This window comes from Mesorhizobium prunaredense (genome assembly GCF_900156895.1).
Classification (GTDB): domain Bacteria; phylum Pseudomonadota; class Alphaproteobacteria; order Rhizobiales; family Rhizobiaceae; genus Mesorhizobium; species Mesorhizobium prunaredense.
Map to the genome: position 1 here is coordinate 97696 of NZ_FTPD01000009.1, position 18502 is coordinate 116197.

Below are 18502 nucleotides of genomic sequence, written 5' to 3' on the forward strand. Positions count from 1 at the left end.
AGCTGATCTCCCCCCAAGTGGGGGAGATGTCCGGCAGGACAGAGGGGGGCGCGAAGGATCACCAGCCTTCCTGGTTCAGAGTTCGCCGTATAGCCGGGCGGCGTTTTCATAAGTGAAGCGCAAAGGCACAGAGCCCACGACCTGCCATGCATCGACCGTCTCGCCTGCCATCAGCCGGCAGGCGCCGTCGGTGGTGGTGACGGCGCCGCCATAGAGCCGGTTGGCAAGGTTGAGGATGGCGGTCTGGTGCATCGCCGTGCTGCCGCTGCCGCACGCATCCTTGACCAGCAGCACCCGAAAGCCTGATGACACCGCATCCCTGACGGTGGCGTCGATGCAGGCCTCGGTCCATACGCCGGCAACGACCAGCCACTCGATGCCTTTGGCCTTGAGCCGGCCGACGGCAGGGCCTGCACCGAAGGCGCTGGCCTCGGTCTTGACCAGCATCATCTCGCCGGCGACCGGCGCCACTTCCGGGCAGATCGCCGTCAGCGGATCGTCCTTGTCGGAGAAGGCCGACCTGCCATTCGCATCGACCGGATGGAACCGCCGCGCCTCCCTGGTGAGATCGACGATATAGGCCGAATGGTAGAGCAGCACATCGTTGGCGCGTGCCGCCGCCTGCAGGCGCTGGACGTTGGCGAGGATGTCGGCAAAACCCTCGACCAGGTAGCGCTTGTCCTGCCGGTGCTCCTCCTGGAGGTCGACGAACACCGCGGCCACCGTGCCGCGCTCGATCGAGACCGGGCCCTTCATGCGAATACGAAAGCATGAGCGCTGCGGCTAGTCCCGAAGGTTTGCGATACCGCACCGCGATTGGTGGTGGATGCTGGGATCAAACTTGTTTCTCCAGAAAATCGTCCTCATAGGGAAAGCGCGACAGAAGCTCGGTGCCGGTCTCGGTGACCAGGATCTCGTCCTCGAGCTTGACACCCTCGCGTCCGCCCTTTTCGCCGATATAGCTCTCGACGCTGACTACCATGCCGGGCACGACAAAACCGTCGCGGCCATAGGTCTCGTAGTCCATGGCGTGCGCGATGAACGGCGTCTCGCCATGCATGCCGACGCCGTGCATGACAGACGTGTAGCGCTGGTCGACGAAGCGGTCCGGTATCTTCCAGGCCTTTTCGGCGATCTCGCGAAACGCCATTCCCGGCCTGACGATCGAGATGTTGTGCTGAACCTGGTCGTGGGCCATGCGGTAGAGCGACTTCTGATAATCCGTCGGCTTGCCCGGCCCGCAGCGGAAGGTGCGCGAGAAGTCCGAATAATAGCCGTAGCAGCCGATCGTATCGGTATCCAGCGCCAAAAGTTCGCCCGGCCTGATCTTGCGGCCGCTGGCTTCGTTGAACCACGGATTGGTGCGCTGGCCCGACGTCAGCAGCCGGGTTTCGATGAACTCGCCGCCTTGCCGGATCACCTCGTGATACATGATGGCGAACAGGTCGTTTTCGGAAACGCCGGGTTTGATCGCCTCGCGCACCGCATAGACGGCCGCCTCGGCGCCGGCCATCGACACCTGCAGGCATTTTACCTCTTCGGGCGTCTTGACCGCGCGCACGGCAAGAATTTCGCCCTGGCAATCCCGGACCTCGCAGCCGCGCTTTTCCAGCGCCAGCGCCTGCAGATGGCCGCAGCGGTCGAGGCCGAGCTTCATCGAGCCGCCGCCATGCGCCTTGAGCAGTTCGGCGATCTCGTCGGCGAAGGGACCCGCTGTTTCGTCGTCGCGGCCCGACACCGAAGACCAGACCAGCCTGGACGGCCGCGCCTCGTCGATCGTTTCGAGCACCATGGAGACATGGTAGCTCTGCGGATATTCGAACAGCACAATCGGCCCTTCGGTCGGGATGAAGAAGTAGCGGGTCGAGTTGCGCAGGAAATAGCCGAACATGTTGCGCGAGCCGGTGGCATAGCGCTGGTTATAGGGATCGAACAGCACGATGGCGCCATAGCCGGCCTCGCGCATCCAGGCGCGCAGCTTCGCCAGCCGGCCCTTGCGCAGCGCGTCCGCATCGATGAAGGACGGCTCGGTGTCGGACAGCCACATGCCGCCGGCCGGATCGGCGGCCGCCGGGTGGCGCATGCGGTCCTTGAAGTCGACGTCCTCGGTGCTGTCGGGGTCGAACACGACAATGCTCACGGGTGCCTCCTGGAAGCGGGGAAGATGAGCCATGCGTCGTTCAGAGGCTGTGCGGGATACCGCAGATGTTGTGCGGGATGCCGCTTGGGATCGTCCCGTAGTGCTCTACGGCGCCCCCCTCTGTCCTGCCCCACTTTGCCAAAACTTGGCATCTCCCCCACTTGAGGGGAGATTGGCGGCTTCGGTGTTCCGCTCATTCCTGTAACGTTGGCGATTGGCGAAATCAGCGGTGACAGCCGATCTCCCCCCAAGTGGGGGAGATGGCCGGCAGGCCAGAGGGGGGCGCTGTCCCGCCGTCGTTGCGCCGCGTCAGCGCGACCACGCCCTACTGCCGCCGCATCCTCTTCGGCGCATGGCCATGCTCTTCCCTGAACGCCCGCGCAAAGCTCGACATCGAAGCAAAACCGCAGGCGAGCGCCACGTCGCGCACCATCAGCGTCGAATGCGCCAGGAGGTCGGCGGCGCGCTTCAGGCGCAGGCGGCGATAATAGCCGTTGGGCGAGATGCTGAGCTCGGAGCGGAAACTCCGTTCGAGCTTGTCGGAGGAGACGCCGAGCTTTTCCGCCAGCGCCGCCATGCCGAGCCGCTCCTCCACCGCATCCTCCATGATGGCGATCGCCGACAGCACCAGCTCGTTCTGCACGCCGGTGCGCAGGCGCAGCGGCATCAGCTTGCGGTCGACGCTGGAGCGCAGCGGGCTGTGCACGAACCATTCGGCGACGCCGGCCGCGAGTTCGGCGCCATAGTCTGATGTGATGATCTCCAGCATCATGTCGAGGCTGCCGACGCCGCCGGCCGAGGTGAAGCGCTTGCGGTCGATGACGTAGAGATCGCGCCTGAGCTCGATGTCCGGAAACGCTTCGGTGAACGCCGCCTGGCTGGTCCAGTGCAAGGTGCAGGCATGACCGTCGAGCAGGCCGGCCCGCGCCAGGAAGAAGGCGGCATCCGCCACCGCGCCGATATGGGCGCCGCCGCGCAGGCTCCTGCGGATCCAGCTCACCGCGTCCTCGGCCACGAGATGATCGGCATCGCCGCCCGAGCAGACGACGATGCGGTCGACCTTTGGCGCATCGCCGGCGAAAAAGCCGGGCTGGATGACGACGCCGTTCGAGGCCTCGACCGGACCTTCGGCGGCGCCGACGATGATCCAGCGGTAGCATTCCCGCTTGGCCAGGACGTTGGCCGCACGCAGCGGCTCGATGACCGAACTGAACGCCATCATCGGAAAGCCAGGGAAGACCAGCACCGCGAAGGTGAGCGGGGCGTCGTTTGCCGTCGGCTGGTCTCGCTCTCGAGTGGTCATGACTTCAACCGGCCTGTGGGCATTGCAGGGAAGGCCACAATTCCGCCGATGCCTCTCAGGTCAACGGGCGGTGGTGGGTCAGTTTGAAAATTCCACCGCGCCTAGGCGTTGTCGCCTATCGGGCTGAACTCCTAAAGGCTTGCCGAAGCATTGGAGATAGTGACGGGCGCTCTGCGCGTCCCATACAAACAGCAGGTTTGGTTTAGGTAGCTACGATTAGCTTCATGACCTGTTTACGGTCTTCCGGCGACCATTGCTTCGGGTCTTCCCCGTGAGCGATCGCGCCGTGAAGCTCGACATGCTTCATCACTTCCGCCTCGGTCTCTGCCGTGAACATCGCTGGACAGGCCTCGTTTCCCGGATAGTCCCTGCAACGATACGAGTAAGCCATGACTTTCCCTCCAGGTTGCCCCGATAGCAAAGCGAGGGTACGTCGCCTTGTAAATTCACAGTTGGATGCGCCATTCAGCCGGGAAGTTTCAAACTGACCTCACTATCCAACGGGGCACGCTCCCCCTCAACTCGCCAGCGCCTGATCCAGATCCGCGATCAGATCATCACCATCCTCGATCCCAGCCGACAACCGCACCAGCGAATCGGAAATCCCGATCACTGCCCGCTTCCCGGCCGGGATCGAGCCGTGCGTCATCAGCGCCGGGTGCTCGATCAGGCTTTCGACGCCGCCGAGGCTTTCGGCCAGGGTGAACAGTTGCGTATGTTCGAGGAAGCGTTTTGTCCCCGCAAGGTCGCGGTCGAGCTCGACCGTGATCATGCCGCCGAAGGCATGCATCTGCCGCCTGGCAATGGCGTGCTGCGGGTGGCTGGGGAGACCGGGATAGATGACGCGGCGTATATCGGGACGGCTTTCCAGCCAGTGCGCGATCTTTTGGCCGTTCGACGAATGGCGCTCCATCCTGAGCGCCAGCGTCTTGAGGCCGCGCAGCGCCAGGAAACTGTCGAACGGGCCGGAAATAGCGCCGATGGCGTTCTGCAGGAATTTCAGCCGGTCGGCGAGATCCTTGTTGTCGCCGACCACGGCGACGCCGCCGACCATGTCGGAATGGCCATTGAGGTATTTCGTCGTCGAATGCACCGATATGTCGATGCCGAGCTCCAGCGGCCGCTGCAGATAGGGGCTGCAAAAGGTGTTGTCGGCGACCGAGAGCACGCCTTTGCGCCTGGCCAGGGCGGCGACCGCTTCGAGATCGACGACGCGCAGCAGCGGATTGGTCGGCGTCTCGACCCAGAGCAGCTTCGTTTCCGGGCGGATCGCCGCTTCGACCGCGGCCAGATCGGTGAAGTCGACGAAGTCGACCTGCAAATTGGCCGAGCGCTTGCGCACCCGCTCCAGCAGCCGGAACGTGCCGCCATAGATGTCGTCGGTGGCAACGACATGGGCGCCGGAATCGAGCAGTTCGAAAATGGTGGCGATCGCCGCCAGCCCCGAAGCGAAAGCGAAGGCAGCTGCGCCGCTCTCAAGATCGGCCACCGCGCGCTCGAAGGCAAAGCGGGTCGGGTTCTGGCTGCGGGCATATTCAAAACCCTTGTGCACGCCCGGGCTCTGCTGGCCATAGGTCGAGGTCGCATAGATCGGCACCATCACCGCGCCGGTCGTCGGGTCGTGGCTCTGGCCGCCATGGATGGTGCGCGTCGAGAAGGCCAGGCGGTTCCTGCCCGATACGGTGGCTTTGATGGTCATTTTGCGCGGCGCCTCAGATGGTTGATCAGGTCGATGCGGGTAATCAGGCCGATGAACTCGTCGCCGTCGAAGACGATGGCGACCTCGTTGCGGTCGAACACCGGCAGTAGCGCGTCCAGCGTCTGGCTGGCCTGCAGCGTGTGCAGATTGGCGGTCATCGCCGTGCGCACCGGGGCCTTGAAACGGTCCCAGCGGCTGTCGTAGGGGCCTTCGACGTGGGCGAGGATATCGCTTTCGTCGACGATGCCGACCAGCTTGCCGTCGTCCAGCACCGGCAGCTGCGAGACGTCCGAACGGCGCATGCGGCCATAGGCGTTGAGCAGGCTTTCGTCCGGGCCGACAGACACGATGTCGCCGGTGCGGTGCGTGCGCATCACCAGGTCACGCAGATCGCCATGCTGCTCGTGCTCGGCGAGGCCCTGCTCGATCAGCCAGAAGTCGTCGAACACTTTCGACAGATATTTGTTGCCGCTGTCGCAGACGAAGGTGACGACCCGCTTCGGCACGGTCTGCTCGCGGCAATAGCGCAGCGCTGCCGAAAGCAGCGTGCCGGACGACGAGCCGGCGAGGATGCCCTCCCTGGAAAGCAGGTCGCGCACCGCCAGCATGCTCTGCTTGTCGGTGATCGAGTAGGCCTTCTTGACCAGCGACAGATCGGCATTGGGCGGGACGAAATCCTCGCCGATGCCTTCCACCGTCCAGCTTCCGGCCTCTTGCATCTTGCCGGTCTTGATCAGGGGCGCCAGCACCGAGCCGACCGGATCGGCGAGGATCATCTCGGTCTTCGGCGAGATTTTTTCGAAATAGCGGCCAAGCCCGGTCAGCGTGCCGCCCGAGCCGACGCCGACGACCACTGCATCGACGTCGCCGTCGAGCTGCGAATAAATCTCCGGACCGGTCGTGGTTTCATGGGCGTCCGGATTGGCCGGATTGGCGAACTGGTTGGCATAGAAGGCGCCGGGCAGCTCGGCGGCGATCCTTTCGGCCATGTCCTGATAGTATTCGGCGTGGCCCTTGCCGACATCGGAACGGGTCATGCGCACTTCCGCGCCGAGCGCCCGCAAATGCTGGATCTTTTCGCGCGACATCTTGTCGGGCACGACCAGGATGATGCGATAGCCCTTGGGGATGCCGACCTGGGCAAGGCCAAGGCCGGTGTTGCCGGCGGTCGCCTCGACGATGGTGCCACCGTGCTTCAACTTGCCCTGTTTTTCGGCGTCGGCGATCATCGACAGCGCAATGCGGTCCTTGATCGAGCCGCCCGGATTCTGGCTTTCGAGCTTGATGAACAGCCGGCACTTGCCGATCTCGAATTTGGTCAGCTCGACAACCGGCGTTTGTCCGATCAGGTCGAGAACCGATGCATAGGGCGGACGCAGGCGGGACATTGCCCCGTCCGGGAGGGCGATCTTGTGCACGCTCATGCTGATGCTCCATGGTCAAGCGACCGCCTTGGGCAGGCTGTCAGCCTATCTTCTTTTCCAGCCGTTTGCAGTCTGAAAGAAGATAGATCGTGCCAATCCATTGGCCAGACGGGGAATGGGATTCCGTAGGGCCGCTCCGTCACGCTAATCGCTGCATGATCGCGGGGCAGCGCCGACCTCACCAGTCATATCCTCACCCCAGCAACCGCTTCCCCAGCCTTGCACACTGCAGGCGAATATCGGGAATGGCGTCGATCTCGAAGAAGGTGCCGCGGGTCAGCGGCCCGACCGCCAGGATCTTGGCCGAGACGGTGCCATCGCTGGCGATGACCTCGCAATTGTCCGATACGTCGAGGCCAAGCCGCAGCGGATCCGGCCGGGCCAGCCCGCGGTCGACCAGCGACCGCACCACGCTGTTCGAGGTTGTCGAGATGTCCCTGGCGATGCCGGTGCAATCGTAGATGCGGGCAACGTCGAACGTCTCGATGTTTTGCGTGTGGCGCGACTGGACCTGCACGCTGAATTCGTCGCCCGCCGTGATGCCGACGACGCGTCCGGCGACAAGCCGGATGCGGCCCGACTGCACTGCCTCGGTGACACGGGCGTAGACTTCCGGCGCCATGCGATGGCGGTGGATGTCCCACCACGCCTTGGTGTGCTCGACGAAGCGGCGCTTGGCCGAAGACGGCCAGTTTTGCCAGATCTTCTGGTTGAACGGCCTGAGACCGTCGACGACGTCGCGCCAGTCGATGCCGGCCTTCTGGTTTTCCCGGATCAGGTCGCGAAACCAGCCGACGAAATAGGAGAGCTGGGTGCCGAGCGGAATGTCGGCGACGTCGAGCTTGATCGGATTGCCCTTGCGATGCGGCGAAGGCAGCAGGCCGCGCCGCGACACCGCAATAATCTCGCCGCGATGGCCGCGCTGTTCGAGCGACAGGAAGGCATCGACCATGCTCAACCCCGTGCCCAGCACCAGGACTCGGGCTTCCCCGTCGAGCACGGTGTCGGCCTCCGATCCCATCCTGATCGCATGGCCGTGGCCGGCACCCGGCTCCTCGTCATGTCCAGTCGCCAGCACGGCAAGGTGGGCGACGACGCTGGTGCCGTTGGCCAGCGCCACCTCGACCCCGGACCCGGTCGGCGAGATCGACAGGCTCTCCTCGCGGATCAGGCGAAGACGCCCCGTCTCGCGCGCCTCGAGCTCGTCCAGCAGTTCCTTCAGATAGCGGGCATAGACGCTGCGCGGTGCGTAGACCGGCGCCTGCTCTGGGGTTGCCAGGCCGCGCTCGAGCAGCCAACGCCAGAAATTGCCGGGGTCGTCGGCATAGGCGCTCATGCCGGCCGCGCTGACATTCAGCACATGCGCCGACAGCAGCGTGGAATAGGCGATGCCCTGGCCGAAATGCGGACGCTTTTCGATCAGCGTGACACGAAGATCGGGATTGGGCGACTTCAACAGATGCGCGGCAAGGACGACGCCGCTGGCGCCGCCGCCGACGATAATGATCGAACCTGGGACGATTGAATTTGCGCGGCCGGTCATGCGCGCACCAATTGCCTGAGGAGCCGTCGGTTCCGGCTCAGGCCTGGATTTTCAACGCAGCCGAAAGGTCGTCGTCGCCGGCGATATCGCGCATCTCGGCGAGGCTGCGCTGATCCAGCACCTCGGCGATCGCTTGCCGGACCTCCAGCATCAGATGTCGGACTTGGCATGTCGCCTCGTTGCAGTCTTCACAGCGCTGATACCGGGTGCGGCTGGCGCAGGGAATGGGAGCAAGCGGACCGTCGAGCACGCGCACGACGTGACCGATCTTGATTTCATCCGCCGGCCGCGCCAGGCGGTAACCGCCCTCCTTGCCCTTGCGGCTCTGGACGAAACCGGCATTGCGCAGTTCGCCGAGGATGGCGTCGAGAAATTTCTTCGGAATGTTGTTTCCGGTGGCGATATCGCCGACGAAGGCGAGCTGACCAACCGGCAGCCGCGCCAGATGGACGAGCGCCTTGAGGCCGTACTTGCCCTTTTTTGTGAGCATAGACCGAACGTTTCTCTGTCATGCGATGGCGAAGGGCCACCGGTTGCGAAACGCCTGGCGTGCGTCCCCACCGCGTCCGCGTCCAGGCTTTCAAGACACATAAATTCTAGTGACATGATATACAAGACGGGCACCATTGATTTTGCTTGAGTTTCAAGCCGCTGCGACTATTTGCCGGACGTTCTTTCCTCCTGAAGCCGCGAGGCACGCCAAAGGGGACAGCCTGCGCACTACACTCATGCGGGTGATTGCCGCGATATGGACATCGCTCATCGTTCTCTAAATTCCCGCAATGTCGATAAGACTACTATACTAAGCCCTAATACAGGGACCGGTTTTCAAAACGTCGGCCATTCGCAGCATTCATTTGCCGAAGCTGCGCGCAAAACAGGAAATGCTTGTTTGCGGCGGGCGCGCATTCGCCGGTCGACCGAAACGCCGCCAGGGTGGTTCGAGTGTCAGGGGAGCGAACGGTTCGCCCACACCAGTCCGCCCAGGCCGACCAGCGTGGTGACGATGCCGATATAGAGCCATTGCGACTGGCCGGTCATGAAGCTGCCGCCGACGAGGCCGATGCCCTGCAGCGACCACAGCGCACCGATGGCGAGCACCACCAACGCCAGCAGATTTTTGATCAATCTCATCGTCGGAATCCCCTTCCCAAGTCGATCGTCAATTCCGCCATGACCGCGATGGCAAGGCGAAAGGACGCGACCCGATCTCTCTCACATCTACTTGCATAATAACGCCGGGTCTTGCCGGAAACACCCCGGTGCTGGCGCGAAGACCACCAGACATACATCGGCGCAATCCCGACATTCCATGACAGACTGTTTCCTGCCGACTCCAAACGTGTACTGTAGTCATGGAACCGCCAGACGACTGCCGCATTTGGTGCCACATTCCATACGTAACGGCCGGGTCAGTCAAACGGAGCCTTGCCACAGATGAAGAAACCCAACCAGACCGCGCTTGTCGCGGCGACGATTGCGGCTGGCCTGATGGTTGGCGCATCCACGTCCCCTGCCGCCGCGCAATGCGGCCGCGCCTCCTGGTACGCGCTGACCTCGAAGACCGCTTCCGGCGAGCGCATGAACCCGTCGGCGCTGACCGCCGCGCACCGCACCTTGCCTTTTGGCACCAGGCTCAGGGTCACCAACCGCAACAACGGCCGCAGCGTCGTCGTGCGCATCAACGACCGCGGCCCGTTCATCAAGGGGCGCGTGATCGACCTGTCGAAGGGCGCCGCAGGGCGGCTCGGCTTCATCAGCTCGGGCCATACTGCTGTGTGCACCGACCGCGTGTGATGCCACGCGGCTGAGATATGTCTTCACGGCCGAATGGTCGCGCCGCAACCTGAAGTTCGCCCGTTGCCGGCACCTTTCGCAGTTGCACAATAAGCCGGCTGCCGCCGTTCAAAACCGATTTTCAACGCCTTAGACGAAAGTATCAGCATAAATCAATTCACTTGACGTATTGCATCGCAGCAGTTTGTTGTTAACCTTTGCGCGAGAGATTCAAGGCTCGGCACTGCTGTCGTCCCTTCGGTCGCAGCAGCGGAGTTCTCAATGTTCTACCAGCTCTACGAATTGAACCACGCCGCCGTGCAGCCGGCCCGCGTCTATGCCGATGCGGTGCGGATGTTCTACACCAATCCACTCAATCCGTTTGCGCACACGTCCTGGGGCCGCTCGGTCGCGGCGACGGCCGAATTGTTCGAGCGCACGACGCGCCGCTACAGCAAGCCGCAGTTCGGCCTGACCAAGACCGTCGTCGACTGGAAAAACGTCGATGTCACCGAAAAGACGGTGTGGTCGCGGCCGTTCTGCAATCTGCTCCGTTTCGAGCGGGCGGTTCCCGCCGGCCGCCGGCCTGATCCGAAGCTGCTGATCGTGGCGCCGATGTCCGGCCACTACGCGACGCTGCTGCGCGGCACGGTCGAGGCGATGCTGCCGCATGCCGACGTTCACATCACCGACTGGGTCGACGCCCGCATGGCGCCGCTCAGCGAGGGCAGCTTCGATCTCGACGACTATATCGACTACATCGTCGACATGCTGCATGCGCTGGGCCCCGACACCCATGTCATGGCGGTGTGCCAGCCGTCGGTCCCGGTGCTGGCGGCGGTGGCGCTGATGGAAACGCGGGGCGACCCGTTCGTTCCCTCGACGATGACGCTGATGGGCGGGCCGATCGACACCCGCCGCAATCCGACCGCGGTCAACCTTCTGGCCGAGGAAAAGGGCACCGGCTGGTTCCGTGACAACGTCACCATGCAGGCGCCGTGGCCGGTGCCGGGCTTCGGCCGCGAGGTCTATCCCGGCTTCCTGCAGCTTTCGGGCTTCATGAGCATGAATCTCGACCGCCACATCATCGCCCACAAGGACTTCTTCATGCATCTGGTGAAGAATGACGGCGACAGTGCCGAGAAGCACCGCGACTTCTACGACGAATATATGGCGGTGATGGATCTGACAGCGGAGTTCTACCTGCAGACGGTCGACACCGTGTTCGTCCGCCATGCTCTGCCCAAGGGCGAAATGATGCATCGCGGCGTCGCCATCGATCCCGCCGATATCCGCAATGTCGCGCTGTTCACGGTCGAGGGCGAGAACGACGACATTTCCGGCCTCGGCCAGACCCAGGCCGCGCACGACCTCTGCATCAACATTCCCGCGGACAGGCACGCTCACTACATGCAGCCGGCGGTCGGCCATTACGGCGTCTTCAACGGCTCGCGCTTTCGCTCCGAAATCGTGCCGCGCATCGTCGACTTCATCACCAGCTATGGCCGCCAGACCCGCGTTGCGGTGAGGCCGAAGCTGGTTCGCACCGCCAAAAAGTAAAGATGTCCCGGATGGCAGCCGCCGTTCAAGTCGACCTGTTGCACAATAGCCGCGCTTTCGGCCGCGCGGGTAACCATATCGCAAAACTGGCCGTTGGTATAATTGACAGGGACTGTAGATCGCCCTTAACCTTTCGTTAACAACAAGGGACGAGGGGGACAATGATTTCCTCACCAATGGCGAGAGGGCTGCGCGTATGCGCCCTGTTAGGGCTGGCACTTGCGACAGGCTGGTCTACGGCGGCTTCGGCGGCCGGACCAATGGCAACCGGCGGCCCGACATCGCAGCCGATCGGCCATTACGATTTCTGCAAGACCAGTCCGGCCGAATGCTCGATCCACCCGGGCAATCTCGCCCCCGCCACCATGACCGGCGCGCTCTGGCGCAAGATTCTCAGCGTCAACGCCAGGGTCAACAACGCCGTCAAGCCGATAAGCGACATCGACATTTATGGCAAGGACGAGGTCTGGGCCTACCCCGTCAGGGGCGTTGGCGACTGTGAGGACTATGTCCTGGAAAAGCGCCGCGAATTGAACCGCTTGGGCGTGTCCTACGCCAATCTTCTGATGACCGTCGTGCGCAAGCCGGACGGCGAGGGCCATGCCGTGCTGACCGTGCGCACAAGCAAGGGCGACTACGTCCTCGACAATCTGGACGGAAAGGTCCGCTCATGGGACCGGACCGGCTACCGCTTCCTCAAGCGGCAGGCGATCGACAATACCGGTCGCTGGGTGTCGATCCGTGATGGCCAGCAGGTTCTGGTCGGCGCGGTCCAGTAAGGTATTTGCAAGCGACCACTGGATCGCTGCGTTTCGCGTTACCTGTTCCAGGCGTTCGCGCTGCCCCTCACCTGCCTGCCGGCATCCTCTCCCCGTATAGGGACGGGGAGAGGGGTGCTGTCATTGACGATTTCGCCAATCGCCGGCGTTGCGGACCACGTTCGCGGCCAGCCGCTTTCTCCCCGTTTACGGGGAGAAATGCCCGGCAGGGCAATGAGGGGCGGCGCCAACATCGACAATCAATCGCCCCTAACGAGTCGGACAAACACCCTACGTCCGCCCCAGCGCGGCGCGGATCGATGCGGTGATGCGGCGAAGCTCCGCCTCGTCTAGTTTTTCGATGTTTTCGGCCAGGACATTGGCAAGCTCGGTGGCGGCGGGGCTGAGGCCCGACGTGTCGAGCTTCACCCGCGGGTGCGAGGTCTCGGCCAGCCGCGCGAGTTCTTCGGCATCGTCCCAGATGACATTGAAATAGCCGATGGTCTTCTGGATCAGCGTCCAGGTCGGCGCGCCGCGGCGGCCGTGTTCCAGCGCCGACAGATAGGCGGCGCTGACGCCGATCGCCCTGGCCATGGCCTTTTGGCTGACGCCGCGTTCGCTCCGCAGGGCGCGAAGCTTTTCGCCGAACGGGGTCACAAGTCCATCCTCGTGGGGTGCACCCTCATGCGCGCCTCCGCATCAGCGCGCGCGCCGCAGGCGGACATAAAGCGCGCCTGAGCCGCCATGCTTACGGGCGGCGTGGTCGTGGCTGGAGATGAGCGGCCTGAATGCGGGTGTCGACAGCCAGGCCGGCACGGCGCGCCGCAAGACGCCGTCGCCCCCCGACGAGGAGCCCTTGCCGGTGATCACCAGCACATAGCGGATGCCGCCGGCATGCGCCCGGTGCAGGAAGGAAAACAAAAGCGAATAGGCTTCGTCCTGGCTCAGGCCATGCAGATCGACGCGCCCTTCGATCGGCAGCCGGCCCTTCGACAGTTTTTCCAGCGTCGGCTCGTCGAGCGCATGCGAAACATGCTGCGTCTTGGCTTTCGTGGCCGCAGCAGGAGCCATCGCTTGGTCACGCAGCGGTGGCTTGGTGTCATCAGCGATGTCCGCCGGGATGTCGATGGCGGACTTGCCCTTCAGCGGCTTGGCGGTGCGCGCCACCAGGTTCCACAGCACCCGGTCGTCCTCGCTCAGCCTGTCGATGCGCCGCGTCATCGGCCCGCTCCCGGGACAAGCCGACGCGGAATCAGCGCGTAGAAATCGGCAGGATTGCGGACAACGCCGGCGATCTCGCCGGCCGCATCTCCCGTACCAGTGAACAGGTCGCCACGGGCCGGGCCGGTGATGGCCGAGCCGGTGTCCTGCGCGATCATCAGCCGCCGGAACGGTGTGTTGTCGAAAGCGGTCAGCGACGGCCCATCGATGTAGAACGGCGTGCCGAATGTATGCAGCAGACGGTCGACAGCGACGGAGCGGCCCGGCGTCAGCGGCACCTTTGCGGCAGCGATCGGCCCGAGTTCCGGGTCGTCGACCGCCGCCGCCTCGCTGGCGGAAATCTCGCGGAAAAAAATATAGGAGCGGTTGCGCCACAGGATCTCGTCGATGCGCTGCGGATGCGCCTTGAACCAGGCGCGGACCGACTGCATGGTCACCGCTTCCAGCGGGATTTCGCCTAGCCGACTCAGGATCTTGCCCGGTCCGGTAAAGCGCTGGCCGGATTTGGCGGCATAGGTGACGCGGCAAAGCCGGCCGTCGGTCATGGTGAGCCGCGCAGAACCCTGTACGTGGATGAAGAAGGCATCGACCTTGTCGGCGAGCCAGGCGATTTCCAATTCCTTGCCGGCCAAACCCTTGACGAGCGCGCCGCGCTCGATCTCGCCGCGGTCGAAATACTCGACCGGTCCGTCCGGCGAGGCGCGGCCGAAGGCGAGATAGGGATCCATGCCGTCGGGCCGGTTGGCGTCGCCGATGTCGACGAGATCGGCCGGACGCGACAGCAGCGGCACCGTAAATCGTTCGGTTCGCACCGGTGAAGCGTCGGCCACCGGTTCATAGAAGCCGGTGACGAGGCCGGCGCCGCCACTTTCCGCCGCTATGTGGGCCGGGATGAAATGTCGCTCGAAGAAGGCGCGAGCTTCGCGCCGGTCGGTTGGCGACACGGTGCGGGCTGCAGCATAGGCCTCGGTGAAGGCATTGAAGTCGACACCGAGCCCGCCGGAGCGATAGGGTTTCGTCAGGACCTGAAAAGCCGAACGCCGGAAAGCAGCGAACGCAGCCAGATGGTCGTCCTCGTCCCAGCCGGGCAGATCGTCAAACGACTTTTCGCGGAACGCCTGAGAAAGCGACACGACAGACCCCGCCGTGGTCCGGGCTCAGTCTTCTTCTTCGGTGGCGACGAGCTTCCAGTTCGGGTCGCGCGAGCGCGTATCGCGGGCAAAGGTCCAGACGTCCTTGACCTCGGCGACGGTTTCGGGATCGCCGTCGATGACGGCGCCGGCCTTGTCGCGCGTTGCCGAAATCAGTTCGCTGACGATGCGCAGCGTGATATGCGCCTCGCTGCCCTTCATCTCGGCGGAAACGATGTCGGCCTTGTCGATGCCGACGAAGGAGGACTGGATCTTTTCCGACTTCGCCTCGCGATCGCCGATCGCCGCGACAAAGCCGTCATAGACCTCGCGCGACAACAGGTTCTTCAGCGTCTTGCGGTCGCCATCGGCATAGGCCATGACGATCATCTCATAGGCCATCTTGGCGCCGTCGACGAAGGTTTTTGGGTCGAATGCCGGATCATTGTCCTTGATCGCGCGCAGGCCCTTGTTGAGATCGGTGTCAGGCTTGGCGAAGGCATCGATCGCCGCATAGGCGTCGATTGCCGGCTCTCCCGGCGCTCGCTTGCGCGGCAGCGAGACCACATTCTCGGGTTTTTGGGCGTCGTCGCGGGTGCGGCCCGCCGTATAGGGATCGAAGGGCGGCCGCTCGCTGCCGGTGCGGCGGCCGAGCACATTGCGCAGCTGGAAAAAGATCACAACCGCCGCAACCAGAAAGAAAATCGTGCCGAAGTCGAAGAATCCCATATCTTCCGCCAATCAATCCCTACTCCGGCCGGACCGCCCGGCCAGGCAATGGCTGCGGTCGCATAGCGTTCAACATCCAAAGCATATAGAACGCAAGCTGCAATCATTCAAATTAAAGGCAGCCATACCTATCTAAAAGGTTCAATGCCAGCGGCGATTGCCCGCCTGCCGGCAAAACGTCGAAACGATCGGTCAAGATTTGCGCATTTCGCTGCTTCCCCTGTTCATCCTCGCGCTTCCGCTGCTGGAGATAGCCGGTTTCGTCGTTGTCGGTCGCCAGGTCGGCGCCCTGGCGACGGTCGGCCTGGTGCTGGCTTCGAGCATCGCCGGCGCGCTGTTGTTGCGGTACCAGGGGTTCGGCGTGATGACCCGGGTCCGTGCCGAAATGGACGCGGGACGTGATCCAAGCCGTCAGCTCGCGCATGGCGCCATGATCGTGCTGGCCGCGATCCTGCTCATCATTCCCGGCTTCATCACTGACATTTTCGGCATTCTGCTGTTGCTGCCGCCGGTCCGCGACCTCGCCTGGCGCCGGCTGAAAGTCCGCATCGTGATGGCGACCAGTTTCGGCACCGGCGGATTCCGGGCCCGGCAACGCGACAAGACCATCGACCTCGACGACAGCGACTATTCGCGCGGCGACGAGCACGGCCCCGATCACAATTCCCCCTGGCGCCGCCTCAAGGACGAGTAGCCCGCGCGGCCTTTCCTTCTCCCCTTGTGGGAGAAGGTGGATCGGCGCGCAGCGCCGAGACGGAAGAGGGGTGTTGGACGGAGCGCGGTCGATGCCAAGCTGGAGCACCGCTCATCCGGCCGCTTCGCGGCCACCTTCTCCCACAAGGGGAGAAGGAGAGCCCGCCAAGCTGGAACACCCCTCATCCGTCGCCTTCGGCGACACCTTCTCCCACAAGGGGAGAAGGGAGAGCCGCGCAAACCTTGTCTTGTCATGCCGGCCATGGTAGCGAACGCCCGATTTCAATCCGGTCAGCAACGCTGCCGAGGCAAAAGGACAAAGGCTTATGGCCAGCAAAGACGACGCGCCGACCGGCGCGGCCAGTGGCAACGGCGACGCGACGCAGCCTTCGCTCAACGTGCTTGCCCAATATGTGAAGGACCTTTCCTTCGAAAGCCCCGGCGCGCCGAACTCGCTGCGCGGCCGCGACAAGGCCCCCGGCATCGCCATCAACGTCAATGTCAACGCCAACCCGCTTTCGGACAAGCAGTTCGACGTCAATCTGACGCTGAACGCCAAGGCGTCCTTCGACAAGGAAGTGCTGTTCAACGTCGAGCTGGTCTATGGCGGCGTGTTCGCCATCAGCGGCTTCCCGCAGGAGCACATGCTGCCGCTGCTGTTCATCGAATGCCCGCGGCTGCTGTTCCCGTTCGCCAGGCAGATCATCGCCGAGGCGACGCGCAATGGCGGCTTCCCGCCGCTGATGCTCGATCCGATCGATTTCGCGCAGATGTTCCAGCAAAAGCTGGCCGAGGACCAGGCCGCCAGCAAGGTCAAGGTGAGCTGAGGCGAGTGCTCGGTGAGGTTTGAAAAACCCGGCCTCGCGCCGGGTTTTTTGTTGAGAAGTCGGCGGGACAGCGCCCCCCTCTGTCCTGTCCGGCCATCTCCCCCACAAGGGGGGAGATCGGACTTCATCACTGGTTTCGCCAACCACCAACCTTGCAAAAAGGACGCTGTCCGCGAAGCTGCCAATCTCCCCCCTTGTGGGGGAGATGTCCGGCAGGACAGAGGGGGGCGAAGGATCGCTACGGGTCGGCTGATCCTGAACGCCCCTGCCGCTCCGCCAAAAATCGCTATGCCGCAGAACTCGCTTCCCGGGCGACGCGCAGCCAGAGCGCTTTTTCACCCAATGTGCCGACCATGCTCGCATGCGCGGCGCGCTCTGCTTCGGTCAGGCGAGACGGCAGCGCTATCGGCCGCGCGCCGATGCTGATGTCGATGTCGTCGACGTTTCTCCTGCCGCCGGCCGGCGCCGTGGCACTGTCGAGGATGAGCGCCGCCTGCTTGCCGCCGATGAGCTCGATATAGACCTCGGCCAGCAATTCCGAATCGAGCAGCGCGCCGTGCTTGGTGCGGCGGGCATTGTCGATGCCATAGCGCCGGCACAGCGCGTCCAGCGAATTCGGCCCCATCGGATGCTTGCGGCGCGCCAGCGCCAGCGTGTCTACGACGAGTCCGGGGTCAACGACCGGATGTCCAAGCCGGCCGAATTCGACATTGAGGAAGGCGATATCGAAAGTAGCATTGTGGGCGACCAGCTTGGCTCCGTCGATGAAGGCAAGGAACTCCTCGACGATGTCGCTGAAGGTCGGCTTGCCCATCAGGTCGGCGGCGCTGATGCCATGAACGGCCTGCGCCTCGGCATGGATCGGTCGTCCCTGCGGATTGAGGTAGTGGTGGAAGGTGCGGCCGGTCGGGAAACGATTGACCAGCTCGATGCAGCCAAGCTCGATGACGCGGTCATCGCGGAAATCGAGGCCGGTGGTTTCCGTATCGAAGATGATCTCGCGCATCGAATCAGTCCGTTGGGTCCGGGGTCGTTCCAGCCGAATCATGATGGGAACAAATTGGCAACATATTACGCCGGGCGCAAGCGCCGTTAAGCAGGCTTGACGGCTTTATCCCCGACCAGTTTCGCGACGATCGCATTGACCGCCGCGCGCGCCGCATCAAAACCCTGTCCGGTGTCGATGATGAAATCGGCCGCTTCACGCTTTTCGGCGTCGGAAACCTGCCTGGCCAGGATCGACGCCAGTTTCTCTTCGCTCATGCCCGGCCGCGCCAGCACGCGGGCGCGCTGGATGTCGGGCGACGCGCTGACGACCACGACCTTGTTGACACGGTCGCGGCCGCCGGTTTCGAACAGCAGCGGGATGTCGAGAACGACAAGCGGCGCGCCGGCGGCCCGGTGTCTGGCCAGGAAGGCGTCGGCGTCGGCGCGGACCTGCGGGTGGATGATCGCTTCCAGCCGTTTCAGTGCGGCTGCATCGCCGAGCACCCGCTCGGCCAGCCTGGTGCGATCGACCGAACCGGATTGTGTCGTTCCGGGAAACGCCGCCTCGACCAGCGGAGCCGCCTTGCCGGCGTAAAGGCGATGCACTGCCTCGTCCGAATCGTGGACAGGCACGCCGGCCTCGGCAAACATTCTGGCCGTCGTCGACTTGCCCATGCCGATCGATCCGGTGAGGCCGAGCACGATCATGCTT

General features: G+C 63.7%; 20 protein-coding genes. 5 read left to right on the forward strand and 15 right to left on the reverse strand.

The features are described from left to right. Positions 1-75: 75 nt before the first annotated feature. From BQ8794_RS09290 to BQ8794_RS09330, 9 genes are all read right to left on the reverse strand, one after another. Complete coding sequence (locus BQ8794_RS09290; protein ID WP_077375975.1) at positions 76-756, reverse strand: isochorismatase family protein; 681 nt, start codon at positions 754-756, stop codon at positions 76-78. Positions 757-835: 79 nt separating this feature from the next. Beyond that, the gene (locus tag BQ8794_RS09295) at positions 836-2140 is read right to left on the reverse strand and encodes a M24 family metallopeptidase (RefSeq protein WP_077376079.1); all 1305 of its coding nucleotides are present in this window, start codon (positions 2138-2140) and stop codon (positions 836-838) included. Positions 2141-2465: 325 nt separating this feature from the next. Next, positions 2466-3443, reverse strand: a complete 978-nt coding sequence (locus BQ8794_RS09300) for a GlxA family transcriptional regulator (RefSeq protein WP_077375978.1) — start codon at positions 3441-3443, stop codon at positions 2466-2468. Positions 3444-3645: 202 nt separating this feature from the next. Next, a complete protein-coding gene (locus BQ8794_RS09305; RefSeq protein ID WP_065006484.1) occupies positions 3646-3834 on the reverse strand; it encodes a DUF1059 domain-containing protein in 189 nt (62 codons plus the stop codon). 126 nt (positions 3835-3960) lie between these two features. After that, positions 3961-5142 carry a cystathionine gamma-synthase gene (locus BQ8794_RS09310; RefSeq protein ID WP_077375980.1) on the reverse strand — a complete coding sequence of 394 codons (1182 nt, stop codon included), beginning with the start codon at positions 5140-5142 and terminating at the stop codon, positions 3961-3963. Continuing rightward, a complete protein-coding gene (locus tag BQ8794_RS09315) occupies positions 5139-6566 on the reverse strand; it encodes a pyridoxal-phosphate dependent enzyme (RefSeq protein ID WP_077375983.1) in 1428 nt (475 codons plus the stop codon). The genes BQ8794_RS09310 and BQ8794_RS09315 overlap by 4 nt, the downstream gene beginning before the upstream one ends. Positions 6567-6759: 193 nt before the next feature. Continuing rightward, positions 6760-8109, reverse strand: a complete 1350-nt coding sequence (locus BQ8794_RS09320) for an FAD/NAD(P)-binding protein (protein ID WP_077375986.1) — start codon at positions 8107-8109, stop codon at positions 6760-6762. A gap of 37 nt (positions 8110-8146) precedes the next feature. Beyond that, complete coding sequence (locus BQ8794_RS09325; protein ID WP_077375989.1) at positions 8147-8599, reverse strand: RrF2 family transcriptional regulator; 453 nt, start codon at positions 8597-8599, stop codon at positions 8147-8149. Between the two features lie 458 nt (positions 8600-9057). After that, entirely contained in the window at positions 9058-9243 is a 186-nt protein-coding gene (locus tag BQ8794_RS09330) for a hypothetical protein (RefSeq protein ID WP_077375991.1), read from the reverse strand. 303 nt (positions 9244-9546) lie between these two features. Between BQ8794_RS09330 and BQ8794_RS09335 the strand changes: the two genes are divergently transcribed. From BQ8794_RS09335 to BQ8794_RS09345, 3 genes are all read left to right on the forward strand, one after another. Further along, a complete protein-coding gene (locus BQ8794_RS09335; protein WP_077375994.1) occupies positions 9547-9906 on the forward strand; it encodes a septal ring lytic transglycosylase RlpA family protein in 360 nt (119 codons plus the stop codon). 261 nt (positions 9907-10167) lie between these two features. Further along, positions 10168-11445 (forward strand): polyhydroxyalkanoate depolymerase, encoded by a 1278-nt coding sequence (locus BQ8794_RS09340; RefSeq protein ID WP_077375997.1) that lies wholly within the window; start codon positions 10168-10170, stop codon positions 11443-11445. A 161-nt stretch (positions 11446-11606) separates the two neighbouring features. Beyond that, positions 11607-12224: a transglutaminase-like cysteine peptidase gene (locus BQ8794_RS09345; RefSeq protein WP_027153618.1), complete on the forward strand. Its 618-nt coding sequence runs from the start codon at positions 11607-11609 to the stop codon at positions 12222-12224. Between the two features lie 270 nt (positions 12225-12494). Here the strand turns inward: BQ8794_RS09345 and BQ8794_RS09355 are convergent, their stop codons facing one another. From BQ8794_RS09355 to BQ8794_RS09370, 4 genes are read right to left on the reverse strand one after another with little or no spacing between them, the layout of a single operon-like run. Next, positions 12495-12860 carry a helix-turn-helix domain-containing protein gene (locus BQ8794_RS09355; RefSeq protein ID WP_077375999.1) on the reverse strand — a complete coding sequence of 122 codons (366 nt, stop codon included), beginning with the start codon at positions 12858-12860 and terminating at the stop codon, positions 12495-12497. A gap of 42 nt (positions 12861-12902) precedes the next feature. Next, positions 12903-13424 (reverse strand): Smr/MutS family protein, encoded by a 522-nt coding sequence (locus BQ8794_RS09360; RefSeq protein ID WP_077376002.1) that lies wholly within the window; start codon positions 13422-13424, stop codon positions 12903-12905. Then, a complete protein-coding gene (gene mltA / locus BQ8794_RS09365; protein ID WP_077376005.1) occupies positions 13421-14557 on the reverse strand; it encodes a murein transglycosylase A in 1137 nt (378 codons plus the stop codon). The genes BQ8794_RS09360 and mltA overlap by 4 nt, the downstream gene beginning before the upstream one ends. Positions 14558-14581: 24 nt before the next feature. Continuing rightward, positions 14582-15283, reverse strand: coding sequence for a Tim44/TimA family putative adaptor protein (locus tag BQ8794_RS09370; protein WP_023802679.1), 702 nt, complete (start codon positions 15281-15283; stop codon positions 14582-14584). Between the two features lie 199 nt (positions 15284-15482). Between BQ8794_RS09370 and BQ8794_RS09375 the strand changes: the two genes are divergently transcribed. Then, positions 15483-15977, forward strand: coding sequence for an FxsA family protein (locus tag BQ8794_RS09375; RefSeq protein ID WP_077376083.1), 495 nt, complete (start codon positions 15483-15485; stop codon positions 15975-15977). A gap of 325 nt (positions 15978-16302) precedes the next feature. Then, entirely contained in the window at positions 16303-16803 is a 501-nt protein-coding gene (gene secB / locus BQ8794_RS09380) for a protein-export chaperone SecB (RefSeq protein ID WP_027153623.1), read from the forward strand. Positions 16804-17089: 286 nt separating this feature from the next. Here the strand turns inward: secB and dnaQ are convergent, their stop codons facing one another. Both dnaQ and coaE read right to left on the reverse strand, forming a co-directional pair. Beyond that, positions 17090-17809: a DNA polymerase III subunit epsilon gene (gene dnaQ, locus BQ8794_RS09385; RefSeq protein WP_077376008.1), complete on the reverse strand. Its 720-nt coding sequence runs from the start codon at positions 17807-17809 to the stop codon at positions 17090-17092. A gap of 86 nt (positions 17810-17895) precedes the next feature. Continuing rightward, positions 17896-18498 carry a dephospho-CoA kinase gene (coaE, locus tag BQ8794_RS09390; RefSeq protein ID WP_077376011.1) on the reverse strand — a complete coding sequence of 201 codons (603 nt, stop codon included), beginning with the start codon at positions 18496-18498 and terminating at the stop codon, positions 17896-17898. Between the last annotated feature and the right edge of the window lie 4 nt (positions 18499-18502).

Excerpts from the sequence above, each read along its gene's own strand:
- BQ8794_RS09290 (WP_077375975.1), bottom strand. The coding sequence starts at position 756 with ATGAAGGGCCCGGTCTCGATCGAGCGCGGCACGGTGGCCGCGGTGTTC.
- BQ8794_RS09300 (WP_077375978.1), bottom strand. The coding sequence starts at position 3,443 with ATGACCACTCGAGAGCGAGACCAGCCGACGGCAAACGACGCCCCGCTC.
- BQ8794_RS09305 (WP_065006484.1), bottom strand. The coding sequence starts at position 3,834 with ATGGCTTACTCGTATCGTTGCAGGGACTATCCGGGAAACGAGGCCTGT.
- BQ8794_RS09310 (WP_077375980.1), bottom strand. The coding sequence starts at position 5,142 with ATGACCATCAAAGCCACCGTATCGGGCAGGAACCGCCTGGCCTTCTCG.
- BQ8794_RS09315 (WP_077375983.1), bottom strand. The coding sequence starts at position 6,566 with ATGAGCGTGCACAAGATCGCCCTCCCGGACGGGGCAATGTCCCGCCTG.
- BQ8794_RS09320 (WP_077375986.1), bottom strand. The coding sequence starts at position 8,109 with ATGACCGGCCGCGCAAATTCAATCGTCCCAGGTTCGATCATTATCGTC.
- BQ8794_RS09325 (WP_077375989.1), bottom strand. The coding sequence starts at position 8,599 with ATGCTCACAAAAAAGGGCAAGTACGGCCTCAAGGCGCTCGTCCATCTG.
- BQ8794_RS09330 (WP_077375991.1), bottom strand. The coding sequence starts at position 9,243 with ATGAGATTGATCAAAAATCTGCTGGCGTTGGTGGTGCTCGCCATCGGT.
- BQ8794_RS09335 (WP_077375994.1), top strand. The coding sequence starts at position 9,547 with ATGAAGAAACCCAACCAGACCGCGCTTGTCGCGGCGACGATTGCGGCT.
- BQ8794_RS09340 (WP_077375997.1), top strand. The coding sequence starts at position 10,168 with ATGTTCTACCAGCTCTACGAATTGAACCACGCCGCCGTGCAGCCGGCC.
- BQ8794_RS09345 (WP_027153618.1), top strand. The coding sequence starts at position 11,607 with ATGATTTCCTCACCAATGGCGAGAGGGCTGCGCGTATGCGCCCTGTTA.
- BQ8794_RS09360 (WP_077376002.1), bottom strand. The coding sequence starts at position 13,424 with ATGACGCGGCGCATCGACAGGCTGAGCGAGGACGACCGGGTGCTGTGG.
- BQ8794_RS09370 (WP_023802679.1), bottom strand. The coding sequence starts at position 15,283 with ATGGGATTCTTCGACTTCGGCACGATTTTCTTTCTGGTTGCGGCGGTT.
- secB (WP_027153623.1), top strand. The coding sequence starts at position 16,303 with ATGGCCAGCAAAGACGACGCGCCGACCGGCGCGGCCAGTGGCAACGGC.
- dnaQ (WP_077376008.1), bottom strand. The coding sequence starts at position 17,809 with ATGCGCGAGATCATCTTCGATACGGAAACCACCGGCCTCGATTTCCGC.
- coaE (WP_077376011.1), bottom strand. The coding sequence starts at position 18,498 with ATGATCGTGCTCGGCCTCACCGGATCGATCGGCATGGGCAAGTCGACG.